This window comes from Sinorhizobium chiapasense (genome assembly GCF_036488675.1).
Lineage (GTDB): Bacteria > Pseudomonadota > Alphaproteobacteria > Rhizobiales > Rhizobiaceae > Sinorhizobium > Sinorhizobium chiapasense.
This window is the reverse complement of record NZ_CP133148.1, coordinates 1,959,507-1,976,110: the sequence shown is the minus strand read 5'-3', so window position 1 is coordinate 1,976,110 and position 16,604 is coordinate 1,959,507. Positions and strand designations below refer to the sequence as shown.

Below are 16,604 nucleotides of genomic sequence, written 5' to 3'. Positions count from 1 at the left end.
TGCAGCAATTCAAGGTGCTACAGCGACCTTTGCGCGTCCGGTGAGACGCGCGTGGCTGTAGTAGCGGAGGGTTTGCCGGACCTGCGCGTCAATTCAGCAAAAAAAACATGCCGATCCGCTCCGGTCCGCATCTTTTTGCCGTGTTGCGCATGCAGAGCAGATCTTCACGGGCGTCACGCGGCGTGATCGTGCGCGGGAACTGCCGGGGGCAGGGCACGTTATCCGGTTTTCGGTTGATTCAAGCCGAAATCATCGTGATCTAGTGCTCGACGTGATTCCGTGTCGCCATTCCGGGGCTTCGAAGGGTGTCGAATTGAATTTTATTGCAAAGTTGACCGCCGTTACGCTTGTCGTCCTCACCGGAGCCATGGCGCTTGCCGGCAACGGACCCGCGAGCGCCCAGCAGGCCCAGCCGGCTCAGCCGGCGCCGCAGGTGCAGCCCGCCCAGCCGGCGCAACAGACCGAACCCACGCAACAGGACCTGCCCGATGACGGCGCAGCGGCTGCCTCTCCGGCTCTCCAGCAGGCGGAGGATCAACTCGCCACAGCCGACCGCGAGCTCAAGCGGCTCAGCGGGCGCGTCGAAGGCGCCAAGGAAGACGATACCTTGCTTGCCGAGCTCAAGGTGCAGGTCGATGCTCTTTCCGGACAGATCCTCGCCGCCACAGTTGCGACGCGGCCGAGGCTCGAAGAAATCAAGGGACGGCTGACCGAGCTCGGCGAGCCGCCCGGCGAAGGGCAGCCGCCGGAAGCGGCAATCGTTACGGAAGAAAGGAAGCGCCTGATCGCCGAACGCGGCGCGATAAACGCGCTGACGGGGCGCGCGGAGAACCTCTCGGTCGAGGCGAGGAAACTCGCCAACGGCATCACGGCGACAAGGCGGGCGCTGTTCTCCAATACGCTGCTGAAGCACACGGAAATCTCGGCGGCGACGCTCGCCGAGGCGGTGAAGACGACGATCGGCGAGACCCAGGCTTTGTCGCGCAGCGTCGGCAGCTGGCTGACCTTTGCGTGGAACTACAAGCGCGTGCCGCTTCTCATCGCGATCTTCCTCTCGCTCTGTGCGGCGCTGATCTTTCTGGCCGGCAGCCGCCGTCTCTTTGCGCCGTTCCTCCGGCACAATGGCGACGAGGAGGAGCCGAACTATTTCAGGCAGCTTTCGGTCGCCTTCTGGTCCACGGTGATCCCGACAGTGTCGGCGACCGCCTTTGCAGCGTCGAGCTACTTTTTCCTCAATAGCTTCAATGTGTTGCGGCCGGATATTGCGCCGATCCTGGCGATCACGCTGGCGGTCGCCGTCGTGCTGCTCTTCATCACCAGCCTCGCTCAGGCGGTGCTGTCTCCGCAGCAATCGAATTGGCGTCTCGTGCGCGTTTCGGATCGCGGCGCCCGCATGCTGTTCATTTCAATCTGCGCCATGGCGGTGGTCAACGTCCTCGATTACCTCGCCGGAAGCATCAGCGAGTCCCTCGGCTCGCCGGTCATCCTGACCGTCGCCAAGAGCTTCGTGGCCTCGATCATCATCGGCCTCATCCTGATGTCGATGGCCTGGATCCGGCCGATGTTGAGGCCGGACGAACCCTACGATGCGCCGGGTCGGCCTTGGCCCCGCCTCATCTGGATTTCGCTTCTTCTCATGGGGGCGCTGCTCATAGCCATCCCGCTTGCCGGCTACGTCGGCCTTGCCCGCTTCATTGCCACGCAGATCATCGTCACCGGCGCGATCCTGGTGACCATGTATATCGGCATTCTCACCGGCAAATCGGTCTCCAAGCAGGGCGCCTTCGCGGAAACCTTGGGGGGGCGCTATCTCGAACGGCGCTTCCAGCTGGAGCAGGTGGGGCTCGACCAGATCGGACTTGCGGCCGGGCTCGGCATCTACGCGCTCGTCGTGCTGTTCTTCATTCCGCTGATCCTCCTGCAGTGGGGTTTCCAGCCCGCCGACATCGAGTCCTGGGCCTATCGCGTGCTGACCGAGATCAGGATCGGCACGATCACCATCTCGCTGGTCGGCCTGCTTGCCGGTGTCCTGTTCTTCGCGCTCGGCTTCGTCGTCACGCGCTGGGTGCAGCGCTGGATCGACGGCAACGTCATGGCGCGCAGCCGCGTCGACGCGGGCGTGCGCAACTCGATCCGCACCGGCATCGGCTATGTCGGCGTCGGGCTTGCCGGCCTCATCGGCCTTTCGGCAGCGGGCATCGACCTCTCGAGCCTCGCGCTCGTCGCCGGTGCTCTCTCCCTCGGCGTCGGTTTTGGCCTGCAGAACATTGTCTCGAACTTCGTCTCAGGCCTGATCCTGCTCGTCGAGCGGCCTTTCAAGGTGGGCGACTGGATCGTCAGCGGCACGACCGAAGGTTTTGTCCGACGCATCTCGGTGCGCGCGACCGAGATCGAGACCTTCCAGCACCAGTCGATCATGATGCCGAATTCGCTGCTCATCAACGCCTCGGTCGGCAACTGGACGCACCGCAACAAGCTCGGCCGGTCGGAGATCACCGTCACCGTCACCTATGCCAGCGATCCGCGCCGGGTCATCGATCTCCTGCAGGAGATCGCCGCCGCCCATCCGATGGTGCTGAAGAACCCGGCGCCGACGGTCGGTTTCACGGCCTTTGGGGACGAGCGCATGACCTTCGAACTGCGCATCTATGTTGCCGACGTGCTGACGGCGGGCAACGTGCGCAACGATATCCGCGTCACGATCTACGAGCGCTTCCGCGACGAAGGCATCGGCGCGCCGTTCCCGCTGAAGATCGAGGATACGACGCCGGAGGACGAGGCGCCGGCCGAGGCCGAGCCCTCGCTCGCGGCAGAGCCCGAGCCTTCTGCCGAACCGGAAGAGGCGCCGGAAACTGCGCCGCGCAGCATCGCCAAGCGCGGTTCCCGCAGGGGATGACGGCTGCTTTTTCCGAGGCAGATACTCAGAGCTCCTCGTCCCTGTGCCTGTCACAGGGATCCAGCCACGGCGCGTCTGCGCCGTGAATGACGTGGCCACCAGTGTGTGAGACGGAGGAGGTGCCGGTCGGGCGCGCGGCGGGTGACCGGCGGCCATACGCGAGGTCGATCCAGAGGAGTCTCCCGCGCCGCCGACGCGGCGCTGCAGGATTCCTGTGACGAGCACAGGAATGAGGTGTGCATTGCGGAACTCGCCATCTCCGCCTGGCATCGATGACCACAAAGCTGCCGCTCAATTGTCAGCAAATCGCCCCGGTACCGCCCCATCGAGCACTCTTAAGCGGTTCATCGTAACCAACTCGTCATCGCGTTGGTGCGAGGCACGAGCGACAGCTGCATGGTCCTCGGATCGTAACGGACCTGGGACAAACCATGCAGCAATTCAAAGTGTTACAGCGACCTTTATGCGTCTGGGAACGACGCGCGGCGCTGTCAGGCGGTATTGCTGCCGATCAAGTCATGCACGTTACAGAGGAATGAACATGATCACTCGTTATAAAACCGTTGCAACGTTGACCGCTGCGGTCTTCGGCATGATGGCTTACAGCCCGGCGTTCGCGTTGGAAGTGGCTCAAGCGCAACAGACGCAGCCGATGCAAGGTCAGCCCGATAGCAGCGGCGGGGCCGTAAGCGATCAGAAGATCGAGGCCTTTGCCGTGGCCTATCTGCAAGTCGACAAGGTCAGGCAGGAGTATTCGGCGAAGATCGAGGCGACAGCGGATGAGACCGCCAAGGACAAGCTGAAGACCGAAGCCAGCCAGCAGATGGTCCAGGCCGTTGAAGCATCTCAGGGCATCTCGGTCGAGGAATACACATCGATTCTGACGGCCGCGCAGAACGATCCGGCTTTGGCGAAGAAGGTTCAGGAGAAGATCCAGAGCTCCGCACCGGCGCAGGCACCCGCGCAGCAATAGCCGGTACGGTACCTACCGCCACAACGCGCATCAAATGGAGTGCCCGCGAAAGCGCGGGCACTCTTGCAAAGTCCAGCGTATCTTTCCGCGCCCGGAAGCCGCGCCGTGGCTGCCCGTCAGTATTTTGACGGAACGTAGAGCTCCAGCGGCAATACCTTGCGCTCATAGTCCGGATTGAACACCCGCTCGGGCAGGGTGATGTCCTCGTGCGGCACGTCGTCGTAGGGGATTTGCTGGAGCAGGTGGTCGATGCAGTTGAGCCGAGCGCGCTTCTTGTCGTTGCCCTCGACGATGTACCACGGCGCTTCCGGGATGTTGGTGCGGGCGAAGGTCTCTTCCTTAGCCTTGGTATACGCCTCCCAGCGCACCCGCGACTGCAGGTCCATGGGCGACAGCTTCCACTGCTTCAGCGGGTCATGGATGCGCACCAGGAACCGCATCTGCTGCTCCTCGTCGGTAATCGAGAACCAGTATTTGACGAGCCTGATGCCCGAGCGCACGAGCATGCGCTCGAACTCCGGCACGTCGTTGAAGAATTGCTCAACCTGGTCCTCGGTTGCGAAGCCCATGACGCGCTCGACGCCGGAGCGGTTGTACCAGGATCGGTCGAAGAGCACGATCTCGCCGCCGGCCGGCAGATGCGGCACGTAACGCTGGAAATACCATTGCGTCTTTTCGCGGTCGGAAGGGGCCGGCAGCGCCACGACCTTCACGATGCGCGGGTTGAGACGCTGGGTGATGCGCTTGATCACGCCGCCCTTTCCGGCTGAGTCACGCCCCTCGAAGATAACGACGACCTTCTCCTTGTGATAAGCGACCCAGTCCTGCAGCTTGATCAGCTCCGCCTGTAGCTTGAGCAGCGCGCGGAAGTATTCGATGCGCGGGATCGAGGGCGGGTGCGCCTTTCGGTAGATCTTGCGGATCTCTTCGGAAAGGGCCGGTTCGGAAAGCTCGAGTTCATAGTCCTCGTCGAGCGTGTCGGCCAGTTCGGCCTCCAGCCAGTCCGGGCCTTCCGTTTCGGTCGTCGACTTGTTCATGTCATCTCTCCGGCGCTGCGGGGCCGCGGCATGATGCGCTTGTGTCGCGTCTTATTCCACAACCGCATGAAAGTAATTTGAACGGCGGGCGGCCACCCGCGCCGGGGCCGCTCGCTCGCCAGGCCATGGGCAGCACTCCAGAACCGTATCACAAGGTTTTGATTTTACTCCCGTCTTTGCCGCCATAGGCTCTTCGTCGCCGGTTTGAACCTGCATCAGGGAGGAGACTATGAATCGCGCAGTTGCACTTTTCGCGGCCGCCTTGGCCTGTTCGGTCGTGTCCGCCCATGCCCAGGACACGAGCATGAGCTTCTTCGTCACCAGCGCCAATCCCGGCAAGGGCGGCGACCTTGGCGGCCTTGCAGGGGCCGACGCCTATTGCGCGCAGCTCGCAATCGCCGGCGGCTCGTCCGGCAAGACCTGGAAAGCCTATCTTTCCACCGATGCGGAAAACGCCAAGGACCGCATCGGCGGAGGCCCGTGGTACAACGCCAAGGGCGAAAAGATCGCCGACGACGTCGCATCGCTCCACAGCGACAAGAACAACCTGACCAAGCAGACCGCGCTCAACGAGAAGGGCGAGGTCATCAACGGCCGCGGTGACACGCCGAACCGCCACGACATCCTGACCGGGTCGAACCCCGATGGCACGGCCGCAGCGGACACCTGCGGCAACTGGACGATGGGTGGAGCGGAGGGTGTGGCAATCGTCGGCCACAGCGACCGCATGGGCCTCGACGAATCCGCCGCGGCCAAATCCTGGAATTCGTTGCACAAGACGCGCGGCGGCTGCACGGTGGAGGCGTTCAAGACCACCGGCGGCGACGGCCTTTTCTACTGCTTCGCCGCGAACTGAGCGGCCGCAGCTCATGCTTCCGCCGCCGGCGCCATGATCGGCAGACCGGCGGCGGAGGCGCTTGTCGAAACTGCTGCTACCACCGCCGACATCGCCGCCATTCGCCGGGGCCTGTCTCGACCATTTTGGCGAAGACCCGGGTGAAGTGGCTCTGGTCGGCGAAGCCGCAACTGCTGGCGATCTCGGTGATCGACAGGTTCGAGTTCAAGAGCAGGTCCTGGGCGCGCTCGATGCGGCGGGCCAGCAGCCACCGATGCGGTGGGGCGCCGGTCGTCTCCTTGAAGGCGCGGGCAAAATGGCTGCGCGATAGGCCGCATTCATGGGCGAGGTCCTCGAGCGCGATTTCGCCGTCGAGATGCCCCATGAGGATCTCCTTGGCGCGCCGCTCCTGCCAGGGCGCAAGGCCACCGCGCTTTGGCCTGTGTGCAGCCCGCATGTCGCCATAGGCGCTGCCGAGATGGGCGAGCAGGGCCATGCCGACATGATCGAGGAACAGCTGGCTGGCCTGTTCGGGCCTCTGTAATGCGGGCAGCAGGCTGCTGCCGAGACTGCGGACGACAACGTCGTCGAGGGGAACGCCCGGCGCAATACCGATTGTGCTCATTCGCGAAACGCCGCGCTCCTCGGCGATCCTGTCGAGCGCCTGGCGCGATATGTAGATCGCCAGGCAGTCGATGGGATCGGCGAGGACGGAGGAATGCTCGCAATTCAGGTCCAGAAGCGTGAACTGCCCGCTCCTGATCGGCGCAATCGTCACCGGGCGACCCTCCACCCAGTAGGGGTGGGGCTCAAGATCGAGCAGTTGCAGACAGACAAGATAGCCGTCCTCCCGTTCGATCCGGCCCAGGCGCCCGCTTTCCCTCTTGTCCCAACTGACGCGCGTGGCGGCGAAGTCCGTTCTTTGCAGTCGCTGGACAAGAATGCTCGGCGGCGATTCGGCCCCGACAGCCTCGCCCAACCGCTCGCCATAAGCTCCGCTGGCCATCCGCGAACTCCGATCATGAGGAATTTCCGGTCGAGCCCAACGCTGTTTTGTTCTCGGGCGCGCCCCGCAAATACATAGCACTTTCGTACAAAACGCAGCAATACGGGCGCTGGCGCGTTTGGGATGCCTGCATAAGCTTGGTGCGTTGTCACTCCCGTAAATCGATTAATCACCTCAAAGAGCGAACACGCCGTTCCCCAGCAAGGAGTCTGCGTTACCATGTCCGGACATGACAAACCCGAAAGCGGGGAAGCGCGATTATCGGGCGGAACAGAGACCGTCCATTACGAACTTTCCCGACGCGACGTTCTACAGATGGCAGCAGGAGCCGCGACGCTAGCGGCCATCCCATCCGGCACGGCGCTGGCCGCATCATCCGCCGCTACTACCGCAAACCAGGAGGGCACGAGCATGACGCCAGCGCGCATACGACTGACCGTCAACGGGAATTCGCGCGAACTGGAACTCGATCCGCGCCAGTCGCTGCTGGACGTCCTTCGCGAAACGCTTGACCTCACCGGCACGAAGAAGGGCTGCAACCAGGGTGCTTGCGGGGCATGCACCATCCTGGTCGACGGCAAGCGGATCAATTCCTGTCTGACGCTCGCGGTGATGCATGACGGCGCCGAGATCACCACGATCGAGGGGCTGGCGAAAGGCGACGAACTCCATCCGCTCCAGGCGGCCTTCATCGAGCATGATGGCCTCCAGTGCGGTTTCTGCACCTCCGGCCAGATCATGTCCGGCGTCGGCTGCATCGCCGAGGGCCACGCCCATTCACCGGAGGAGATCAGGTTCTGGATGAGCGGCAACATCTGTCGGTGCGGGGCCTATCCGGGCATCGTTGCCGCTGTCGCCGATGCCGCCGGGAGGACCTGACCATGCTGCCATTCAGCTACGAAAAGGCCCGCAGCGAGCAGGAGGCGATCGCCGCCGCGGCCGCGGGCGCACGCTATATCGCCGGCGGGACCACGCTCATCGACCTCATGCGGGAGGAGGTGGAGCGTCCCGAACGGCTCGTCGACATCAACGCCCTTCCGCTCGGAGGTATCCGCATCGAAGGCTCCGATCTCGTCATCGGCGCGCTTGCCCGGATGACGGAGGTCGCCGCCCATCCCGACACCTTGCGTCTGCAGCCGCTTGTCGCCGAATCCTTGATCGAAGGCGCATCGCCGCAGTTGCGCAACGTCGCCTCGATCGGCGGAAATCTCCTGCAGCGCGTGCGCTGTCCCTATTTCCGAATGCTCGATGCCCCGTGCAACAAGCGCGAGCCGGGCTCGGGCTGCTCTGCGATCGATGGGCTCAACGGCGGCCACGCCATCCTCGGCGTCAGCGGTCATTGCATCGCCACCCACCCGTCGGACGTTGCGGTCGCGCTGATTGCGCTCGACGCGACGATGAGCGTGCGCGGGCCGGAAGGCGAGCGCACGTTTCCCGTCGAGGATCTCTTTCTGCTGCCGGGCGATACGCCGCATCTCGAACACACGCTGGAGCCGGGCGAACTGATCCTCGACGTGCGCGTGCCGGGCGGCCCCCACAGCCGTCGCGCACGCTACCTCAAGGTGCGTGACCGCGAGTCCTACGAGTTCGCCCTGGTCTCGGCGGCCGTCGCCATGGAAACGGAGGGCGGCGTGATCCGCTCGGTGCGGATCGCCTGCGGCGGGGTCGGAACCCGCCCGTGGCGGATGCGCGCCTCGGAGGCGGAACTGATCGGCAAGGAGCCGTCCCGCCCGGTCTTCGAGGCAGCTGCGCGGCTGGCGGCGGAAGGCGCACGGCCGGCAGCCGGCAATCACTACAAGGTCGAACTCCTGCAGCGGACGATCGTCCGCACGCTCGAAATGGTTGGAGAATTGGCATGACGAACGTCATCGGACAACCGCTTCCCCGCATCGACGGCCGCGCCAAGGTAACCGGCGGCGCGCGCTACGCGGCCGATTTCAACCAGAAGGGCCAGGCCTATGCGGTGATCGTCAGCGCTACGGCCGGCCTTGGCCGCATCACCGAGATCGGCGTCGACGCCGTCTCCGCCATGCCGGGCGTAATTTCCGTAATCAGCCACCTCAATGCGCCGCGCCTTGCCTATGGCGAGCACAAGGGCGTGATTGATCCCGCCATCGGCGAGCGCCTGCATGTGCTGCAGGACGATCAGGTGCGGTTCTGGGGCCAGCCGGTGGCGATCGTCGTTGCTGACACGCTCGACCATGCCGAGCGTGCCGCCGCGGCGCTCAATGTCGGCTACACGGCGGAGCGGCCGGTGGTCGACCCGTCGGGCCTGATCGCGAATGCCGTCGTTCCGGAGGCCGCCAGGAAAGAGGGCGCGCGCACGCTCGCCGACGCCGCGCGGGGTGACGCGGACGCCGCGCTCGCGAGTGCAGAGGTGAAAATCGACGAGAGCTACGACATCGCTCGCGAAAACCACAATCCGATGGAACCGCACGCCACCATCGCGGCCTGGAACGGCGACCGGCTGACGCTCTGGAGCAAGAGCCAGTATGTGGTCAACGAACAGGCCGAGATCGCGGCGATCTTCGGCCTGCCGGTGGAGAACGTGCAGGTGATCTGTCCCTTCGTCGGCGGCGCCTTCGGCACCAGCCTCAGGACGTGGCCGCATGTCACGCTCGCGGCCATCGCGGCGCGCGAGGTGGGCCGGCCGGTCAAGTTGGTGCTGACCCGCAAGCAGATGTTCTACACCACCGGCCACCGTCCGCGCACGCTCCAGCGTGTCGCGCTCGGGGCGGCGAAAGACGGCAAGTTCAAGAGCCTGATCCACGAGGGCGTCGGAGAGACGAGCCGCTACGAGGAGTTCATCGAGGCGCTGACCTCGGTCACGGGCTTCCTCTATTCCTGCCCCAATGTGCGCACCGGCTACCGGATCGTGAAGCTCGACACGGGCACGCCCACCTACATGCGCGGCCCGGGGGAAGCGAGCGGCGTCTTCGCGCTCGAATGCGCAGCGGACGAGCTTTCCTACAAGCTCGGCCTCGACCCGATCGAACTGCGCCGCCTGAACGAGCCTGAGATCGACGAGGCGGCGGATAAGCCGTTCTCGAGCCGGTCGCTGATGAAGTGCTACGATGCCGGTGCCGAGCGCTTCGGCTGGTCGAAGCGGGATCCGAAACCGCGCTCCATGCGCGATGGGCGGCTGCTGATCGGCATGGGTGTCGCGTCCGCGAGCTATCCTGCGTTTCACGCTCCGTCGAGCGCGCTCGCGCGGCTCCTTCCCGACGGCACGGCCGAAATCGAGGTGGCGGCAAGCGACATGGGGCCGGGGACCTACACGTCGATGACGCAGGTTGCCGCCGAGACGCTCGGCCTGCCGGTCGACAGCGTCCGCTTCAGCCTTGGTCGCTCGGATTTTCCGCCGGCTCCCTCCCATGGCGGCTCCTGGACGATGGCGTCCGTCGGCTCGGCGATCTGCGCCGCCTGCATCGCGGTGCAGGAAGAGGCCGCAAGGCGCGCCATCGCCGACCAGCGCTCGCCGGTCTTCGGCGCCTCGATCGATGGGGTCGTGTGGGAGGAGGGGCGTCTTGGCCGTCGCGGCGATACCGCGCCCGGCCAGACCTATGGCGACATTGTCGCGAGTGCCGGCGGACCGATCGAGGCGAATGCATCAGCCAGCCGTGATCCCGATATTGCCAGCCGATATTCCATGCATGCTTTCGGTGCTGTCTTTGCCGAGGTGGCCGTCGATCCCGATGTCGGCACGATCCGGGTGCGCCGCGCGCTGGGCACCTATGGGGCCGGTCGCATCGTCAATCCGCGCCTTGCAGCCAGCCAGTGTACCGGCGGCATGGTCGGCGGTATCGGCATGGCGCTGATGGAGCGAACCGTGCTCGATCAGCGCGACGGCCGTCCGGTCAATGCGCATATGGCGGATTACCTCGTGCCCGTGAATCTCGATATCGCGGACATCGAAGCGCATTTCGTCGACGAGGTGGACCCGCACGTCAACGCGCTCGGCGTCAAGGGTCTCGGCGAAATCGCGCTCGTCGGCATGGCGCCCGCCATCGCCAACGCGGTCTACCACGCGACCGGCATCCGCGTGCGCACACTGCCGATCCGGATTGAGGATATGCTCGCCTGATGACAGAAGACGCATCCGGCCGGTGCCGCCGGCCGGACGTGGAAGTTTCTCGCCTTTGCGCAATTCCGGACGGTTACTGCAGTGCCGTGCGTCTTTTCAGGTGCCACGGCACGCGGTAGTAGCGTAATGGGTTTGGCGGATGCTTTTTCGCCCACGTCACTCAGTTGGCTGTTCCGTACGGCCGCCCCAGGCACCTCATCCCTGTGCTCGTCACAGGGATCCAGCCACGTGCGTCCGCACCGTGAATGGCTCGCTTTTGGGTTTGGAGAGGCTTGACGGGTGAAGGAAGCGGTTCATCGACTTTGCCCGAGCGAAAGCGCAGTCCCGGATCGTCCATCGTTTTCTCCCGCGCCTACAGCGCCGCGCGTGGGACAATCTTAGGCTGGAAAAGCCTGCCACGCCAAGCGACCGCATCGGCTATAACCACTACGCGTTGCACTCTGGCGCCCGCTGCGTGATGATGGCGACGCGATTTTGGTGGAGGCGATACACAGCATGGCGGTAGTGAAACGGCAGGTCGGCCGATGGCGGCGGTGACGGTCGATCCGGAAAAGATCCGCGAGTTCGAGAACGCCGATAGCTTCTACCGGTGGCTCGGCAGCCACCACGACACGGCGGACGAAGTGTGGATCAAGATTCACAAGGTGGGCTCAGGGCTCAATTCGATCACACCCAAGGAAGCGATCGACGTCGTCCTGTGCTGGGGCTGGATCGATGGCCTGCGCAAGGGGCTCGACGACAAGAGCTTCCTCCAGCGCTACACGCCGCGCGGCAGGAAAAGCACCTGGAGCCAGATCAATGTCGACAATGTCGCCCGGCTGATCGAGGAGGGCCGGATGACCGAGCATGGGTTGAGGCAGGTGGAAGCGGCAAAGGCGGACGGGCGCTGGGAGCGCGCCTATGCGAGCGGCAAGGACATGAGGATCCCGGACGATCTGAAGGCCGCCATCGACGCCGAACCCAAGGCCAGGGAAATGCTCGCGAAGCTCAGCGAACAGAACCGCTTTGCGCTCGCATTCCGCACCCACAACATGAAGACCGAAGCCGGGCGGAAGAAGAAGATCGAGACTTTCGTCGAAATGCTGAAGCGCGGCGAGACGATCTACCCGCAGGGGAGGAGATAACCACTCTGCTCAGGTCCCGTCCCGCAACGGCGCTTGGGCACGTAAGGATCGGACTTCGTCTGACAGTGTGGACATGGCGTCGGATGGGAAGGAATTGGGGGGTGATGCACACCTTCAGAAACCGGCAACGCACAGGCAGACGTTTCTCTCGTCTTCTGCCGGCGCTCGTTTTCGCGATGGTGACCGTCATCGCGGTCGCGGCTGCGGCGCAGACCGGTCGTCAGGCACCGGCCAGCGGCCCGGCGGCGGACTTCCCGGATCGCGAGCTTGTCGTCGGCACCAAGGAGGCGCCGCCGTTCTCGATGAAGCAACCGGACGGCAACTGGACCGGCATTTCCATCGAACTTTGGCGGCAGATCGCTCAGGAACACGGCCTCAAGTTCCGCCTGGTCGAAGAGCCATCGGTCCAGAGCCTCGTCGAGGCGACGGCACGGGGCGACTATGACCTCTCGGTCGCGGCGATAACCATCTCGCCCGAGCGCGAGCGCAGCGTGGACTTCTCGCAGCCCTTCTACAACACGGGGCTCGGTATCGCGGTCTCGCTCACCCGGGTTTCGATATGGCGCGAAATCGTCCGGACAATGAGCTCGCTCGGTTTCCTCCAGGCAGCCGGTGCGCTCATCGGCATCTCGTTTCTGGTCGGCGCTCTGATCTGGTTGTTCGAACGCCGGCACAACGAGGAATTCGGCGGCAGCGCAGCCAAGGGGCTCGGCGCCAGCATCTGGTGGTCCGCCGAGGTGATGACGCAGGCCAGTACCGGTCACCGCGGCCCGAGAACGCTCGCGGGACGCGCGCTTGCGATCATCTGGATGGTGGTCTCGATCATAACCATCGCCGTCTTTACCGCGAGTGTGACGTCGGCGCTGACGACGCGACAGATCCGCGGCGTCGTGAACGGTGTCGATGACCTGCCCGGCGTGCGTGTCGGTGCATTGGCGGGATCGGCAACGCTCGGATTTCTCGACCGGGAACGCATCGCGCACCGCGATTTCGACCGCGTCGAGGACGGGCTGAGCATGCTGATGTCGGGCTCGATCGATGCCTTTGTGTACGACAAACCTTTGCTTGCGTGGCTTGTCGCACAGAAGTTTTCGAATTCGGTCGGAGTCCTCGATGTGACTTTCGAACCGCAGAGCTACGGCATTGCCATGCCGACGGGGAGCCGTTACCGCAATGCGACCGATGTGGCCCTCCTTGAAGCGATCCGCAGCGAAAAATGGAAGCAGACTCTGTTCAACTATCTTGGCGAGAAACGCTGAACGCGCACCAAGGTCCAGTCGTCGCGCCGTAACGCCTTGAATTGCCGCATAATTTATCCGATTCCGATTTGCCGGATTATGCAGTAAGCTTGCCCGCGCTACTGCATGTTTTCTTAGATCGTAGCCGATTTAAGGATAAGACATGCAGCGGTTCAAAGTGCTGCAGCGTCCTTTGCGCGTCTGTTTGGACGCGCGGCGCTGTAGGGGGGCGGATGCTGCATGACACGCGCGCAGCAGGTGGGCGTCATTATCGGCTTGGCGATTGTAGCGGCTCTGACCATGCTGCGGGCAAGCGATCCGCCGTTGCTGCGGCTCGCCCGCAATCTCACATTCGACGAGTACCAGCGTATCAAGCCGCGCACCTTCGAGAACATGCCGGTGCGGATCGTCGACATAGATGAGGCGTCGCTCCGGGAGCTCGGTCAGTGGCCGTGGCCGAGAAATCGCATCGCCGCCCTGGTTGACCGGTTGTCGGAGATGGGCGCGTCGGCGATCGCATTCGACATTCTCTTTGCCGAGCCCGATCGCCTGTCGCCGCGCAACGTGGTGCGCGACGTTGGCGGGATCGACCCGTCGCTGCTTCGTCAAATGCCCGACAACGACGAGATCTTCGCCCAGGCGATCGCGGACAGACCTGTCGTGCTGGGCTTCGGCATTTCCAACGAAGGGAACTATCGCCCGCCGGTGAAGGCCGGCTTCGCCTTTACCGGCGAAAGCCCCTTCGGCGCGCCTCCGCATCTTAAGGCGGCGACGCCACTCAGGCCACAACTCGAGGCCAATGCCGCCGGTATCGGCCATATCAGCCTCAATCCCGGCGCGACGTCGGCGGTCGTGCGCGCCGTTCCGCTATTTCTAAGCGACGGCGAACAGTTCTATCCGAACCTCGCGCTCGAAGCGCTGAGGGTGGCGCAGGGCGCCTCGACCTATGTGCTCGCCGCTGCCCCGGAGGTGACGGATACCTTGACGGACGCCAAGATCGGGGACTTCGTGGTTCCGGTGACCGCGGCCGGAGAGCTCTGGCTCTATGTCAGCCCGGACAGGGTGGAACGCTACGTCTCGGCCAGGCACGTGCTCGCCCCCGCTGGGGCGCCGCCGGAGGTGAGGTCTGCCATCGAGGGCAGTATCGTGTTTATCGGCACGTCGGCGGCAGGATTGCAGGACATTCGCACGACCGCCCTCGGGCAGAACGTTCCCGGCGTCTCGCTGCACGCGCAAACGGTGGAGCAGATCCTGTCCGGCCATTTTCTCTCGCGCCCGGACTGGGCGGATGGCCTCGAGATCCTGTCCATTGCCGTCGCCGGCACGCTGCTCGTGGTGCTCACCACCTTCGTCAGCCCGGCGGTCGCGCTCGCCTGCGGCCTGGCCATCACCGCGCTTGCCCTCATCGCCTCCTGGCTCGCCTTCCTCTATGGCGGGCTGCTTTTTGATCCACTGGCCCCGATCGTCAGCGCGTCGATCACCCATTTCGCGGCCACCGCATTCCGCTTCCTCGTCACCGACCGCGAGCGTCGCGCGGTCCGGCGGGCCTTCGGCCAGTATCTTTCGCCGTCGCTGCTCTACCGCATCGAGCACACGCGCGATGCGCTGCGCCTCGGCGGCGACGACCGCGAGCTGACCGTGATGTTCGTCGACGTCCGGAATTTCACCGAAATCAGCGAACGGCTGGCGCCGACCGCCGTCGTCGGCTTCTTGAACACGCTGCTCGATGCGCTGAGCCGCCACGTGATCGCCAACGAAGGCACGCTCGACAAGTTCATCGGGGATTCGATCATGGCATTCTGGAACGCCCCCGTCGACGTCGCCGGACACCCGGGCAAGGCCGTTCGCGCGGCGCTTGGCATGCGCGAGACGCTGCTCCGCCTCAATGCCGACGACGCCTTCGGCTTCGGAAAGGAGCAAGCCATCGCGATCGGGGTCGGCATTCACACCGGCATCGCCTGCGTCGGCAACATGGGCGCCGAGGCCCACTTCAACTACTCCGCCGTCGGCGACACGGTCAACGTCGCGGCGCGAATAGAGGCGTCGTGCAAGGATGTCCACTTCGACATTCTGGTGTCCGAGGAGACCGCGAAGGTGCTGCCGGGCCATGCCCTGCTCGAGGCGGGGATGCTGGCGCTCAAGGGAAAGAGCACGCGGACAAGGCTCTTCGCCGTCGTGGGCGACGAAAAACTCGGCGCTTCCGCCGAATTCGCCGAACTCAGATGCCTCCATCTGAAACTTATCGACGCCCTGCGGGCCCGTGTGCCGAACCGCAAGATCCTGAACGCGGCAAAGCTCAAGGCAGCGACGCTCCCGGGGCTGACGGAGTTCTACCGACGGATATCGCGCCGGGCCGACCACTTCGCAGATCACGGCAAATCAGGATTGGCCGAACGAGTCTAACCCTTTGAAACTATGCAATTGCGGACGGAAAACCGTTACGCACTTTTCCTGGAATTGCTAACCGTTGTTGCGGCTGCCGTCTCGCGGCCGGTCCTGGTCTTGACGCGGCTTCTCCGGCTTATCCGGGCGCGGCGTCTCTGGCTTGTCCGGCTTTGGAGGCGGCTTGTCCGGTTTGTCCGGCTTTGGAGGCGGCTTGTCCGGTTTGTCCGGCTTTGGAGGCGGCTTGTCCGGCTTGTCCGGCTTCGGAGGCGGCTTCTGCTGCTGCGCCTGCTTTTTCTCGGGCTTGAACCGCTCGGGCTGTGTTGGCGGAATTGGGAGCGCCGCACGAATGCTGCAGCCGCCGCCGACCCAACCCAGCCCGCCGGAAAGCTGCTGGTTGCCGGAAAGGAACGGCAATGCTCCCTCGTTCCCAAGGGCCTCCAGGATGCGGCGGTTGACGCGGCGCGTGTCGGTGACGTTGCCGTTGCGGTTGGCAACCACGCAGTCGCAACGCCTTGTCAGCTGTTTGCAACCGCCGGGGCCGCAGAAACTGGCCTCTCCGTTGAGCAGAACGAGAGCCGTCGTTCCGTCGCCGCCGACATAGAAGTCGAAGGCGGTGCCGCGGACGCCGATCGTTCCGGCCGGCGTCAGGATCTCGTAGGCAGTGCTTTTCGACTTTCCGCTGACCCAGCGGAACGTGCCCTTCGTCGCCCTCAGGCTGAGCTTCTGCAAGTTGTTGGAGTCGTCGAAGACGAATTTGTCGATGACGACCGACGAGCCCCAGCCGACCGCCAGTTTGGTGCCGTCGCGGAACACAAATTGTCCCAGCCCGGATTTCGAGGTGAGAATCCGTTCGTCCCGATAAACCGGGTCTTTGACCGCCAGCGGACCGCCCGCACCTCTGACTTCAGTCCTGATCCGAACCGCTTCACCGATCGCTTCAGCGGCCATTGACACCGGACTGTAAAAAATCAAGCCGAGTGCAACGATTGCAGCGCCACGCAAATAGGACATGGCACCCCTCCTGGA

Annotated in this window: 12 protein-coding genes; 9 read left to right on the top strand and 3 right to left on the bottom strand. The window is 64.3% G+C overall.

Annotated elements, in window-relative coordinates:
- Positions 1–367: 367 nt before the first annotated feature.
- Together RB548_RS09445 and RB548_RS09440 are read left to right on the top strand one after the other, a co-directional pair.
- Positions 368–2,896, top strand: a complete 2,529-nt coding sequence (locus RB548_RS09445; protein WP_331374923.1) for a mechanosensitive ion channel family protein — start codon at positions 368–370, stop codon at positions 2,894–2,896.
- A 541-nt stretch (positions 2,897–3,437) separates the two neighbouring features.
- On the top strand, positions 3,438–3,869 hold the full coding sequence (locus RB548_RS09440) for a DUF4168 domain-containing protein (protein ID WP_331374922.1): 432 nt from the start codon (positions 3,438–3,440) through the stop codon (positions 3,867–3,869).
- A 116-nt stretch (positions 3,870–3,985) separates the two neighbouring features.
- Here the strand turns inward: RB548_RS09440 and ppk2 are convergent, their stop codons facing one another.
- Positions 3,986–4,906: a polyphosphate kinase 2 gene (gene ppk2, locus RB548_RS09435; RefSeq protein ID WP_331374668.1), complete on the bottom strand. Its 921-nt coding sequence runs from the start codon at positions 4,904–4,906 to the stop codon at positions 3,986–3,988.
- A 229-nt stretch (positions 4,907–5,135) separates the two neighbouring features.
- On the opposite strand from ppk2, the gene RB548_RS09430 reads away from it, so the two are divergent.
- Positions 5,136–5,762 (top strand): hypothetical protein, encoded by a 627-nt coding sequence (locus RB548_RS09430; RefSeq protein WP_331374667.1) that lies wholly within the window; start codon positions 5,136–5,138, stop codon positions 5,760–5,762.
- Positions 5,763–5,838: 76 nt separating this feature from the next.
- On the opposite strand, the gene RB548_RS09425 is transcribed toward RB548_RS09430, so the two are convergent.
- Positions 5,839–6,747 (bottom strand): helix-turn-helix transcriptional regulator, encoded by a 909-nt coding sequence (locus tag RB548_RS09425; protein ID WP_331374666.1) that lies wholly within the window; start codon positions 6,745–6,747, stop codon positions 5,839–5,841.
- Positions 6,748–7,062: 315 nt separating this feature from the next.
- Between RB548_RS09425 and RB548_RS09420 the strand changes: the two genes are divergently transcribed.
- The 6 genes from RB548_RS09420 (at position 7,063) to RB548_RS09395 (ending at position 15,596) form a co-directional block, all read left to right on the top strand.
- Positions 7,063–7,626 (top strand): (2Fe-2S)-binding protein, encoded by a 564-nt coding sequence (locus tag RB548_RS09420; RefSeq protein ID WP_331374921.1) that lies wholly within the window; start codon positions 7,063–7,065, stop codon positions 7,624–7,626.
- Between the two features lie 2 nt (positions 7,627–7,628).
- Positions 7,629–8,606 (top strand): FAD binding domain-containing protein, encoded by a 978-nt coding sequence (locus RB548_RS09415; protein ID WP_331374665.1) that lies wholly within the window; start codon positions 7,629–7,631, stop codon positions 8,604–8,606.
- Positions 8,603–10,831, top strand: coding sequence for a xanthine dehydrogenase family protein molybdopterin-binding subunit (locus RB548_RS09410; protein ID WP_331374664.1), 2,229 nt, complete (start codon positions 8,603–8,605; stop codon positions 10,829–10,831). Before RB548_RS09415 ends, RB548_RS09410 begins: the two co-directional genes overlap by 4 nt.
- Positions 10,832–11,355: 524 nt before the next feature.
- Positions 11,356–11,955, top strand: a complete 600-nt coding sequence (locus tag RB548_RS09405) for a YdeI/OmpD-associated family protein (protein ID WP_331374663.1) — start codon at positions 11,356–11,358, stop codon at positions 11,953–11,955.
- Between the two features lie 104 nt (positions 11,956–12,059).
- Complete coding sequence (locus RB548_RS09400) at positions 12,060–13,214, top strand: transporter substrate-binding domain-containing protein (RefSeq protein WP_331374662.1); 1,155 nt, start codon at positions 12,060–12,062, stop codon at positions 13,212–13,214.
- 219 nt (positions 13,215–13,433) lie between these two features.
- Entirely contained in the window at positions 13,434–15,596 is a 2,163-nt protein-coding gene (locus tag RB548_RS09395; protein WP_331374661.1) for a CHASE2 domain-containing protein, read from the top strand.
- Between the two features lie 57 nt (positions 15,597–15,653).
- Here the strand turns inward: RB548_RS09395 and RB548_RS09390 are convergent, their stop codons facing one another.
- Complete coding sequence (locus RB548_RS09390) at positions 15,654–16,589, bottom strand: FecR family protein (RefSeq protein WP_331374660.1); 936 nt, start codon at positions 16,587–16,589, stop codon at positions 15,654–15,656.
- Positions 16,590–16,604 lie beyond the last annotated feature (15 nt).

Excerpts from the sequence above, each read along its gene's own strand:
- RB548_RS09445 (WP_331374923.1), top strand. The coding sequence starts at position 368 with ATGGCGCTTGCCGGCAACGGACCCGCGAGCGCCCAGCAGGCCCAGCCG.
- RB548_RS09440 (WP_331374922.1), top strand. The coding sequence starts at position 3,438 with ATGATCACTCGTTATAAAACCGTTGCAACGTTGACCGCTGCGGTCTTC.
- ppk2 (WP_331374668.1), bottom strand. The coding sequence starts at position 4,906 with ATGAACAAGTCGACGACCGAAACGGAAGGCCCGGACTGGCTGGAGGCC.
- RB548_RS09430 (WP_331374667.1), top strand. The coding sequence starts at position 5,136 with ATGAATCGCGCAGTTGCACTTTTCGCGGCCGCCTTGGCCTGTTCGGTC.
- RB548_RS09425 (WP_331374666.1), bottom strand. The coding sequence starts at position 6,747 with ATGGCCAGCGGAGCTTATGGCGAGCGGTTGGGCGAGGCTGTCGGGGCC.
- RB548_RS09420 (WP_331374921.1), top strand. The coding sequence starts at position 7,063 with ATGGCAGCAGGAGCCGCGACGCTAGCGGCCATCCCATCCGGCACGGCG.
- RB548_RS09415 (WP_331374665.1), top strand. The coding sequence starts at position 7,629 with ATGCTGCCATTCAGCTACGAAAAGGCCCGCAGCGAGCAGGAGGCGATC.
- RB548_RS09410 (WP_331374664.1), top strand. The coding sequence starts at position 8,603 with ATGACGAACGTCATCGGACAACCGCTTCCCCGCATCGACGGCCGCGCC.
- RB548_RS09405 (WP_331374663.1), top strand. The coding sequence starts at position 11,356 with ATGGCGGCGGTGACGGTCGATCCGGAAAAGATCCGCGAGTTCGAGAAC.
- RB548_RS09400 (WP_331374662.1), top strand. The coding sequence starts at position 12,060 with ATGCACACCTTCAGAAACCGGCAACGCACAGGCAGACGTTTCTCTCGT.
- RB548_RS09395 (WP_331374661.1), top strand. The coding sequence starts at position 13,434 with ATGACACGCGCGCAGCAGGTGGGCGTCATTATCGGCTTGGCGATTGTA.
- RB548_RS09390 (WP_331374660.1), bottom strand. The coding sequence starts at position 16,589 with ATGTCCTATTTGCGTGGCGCTGCAATCGTTGCACTCGGCTTGATTTTT.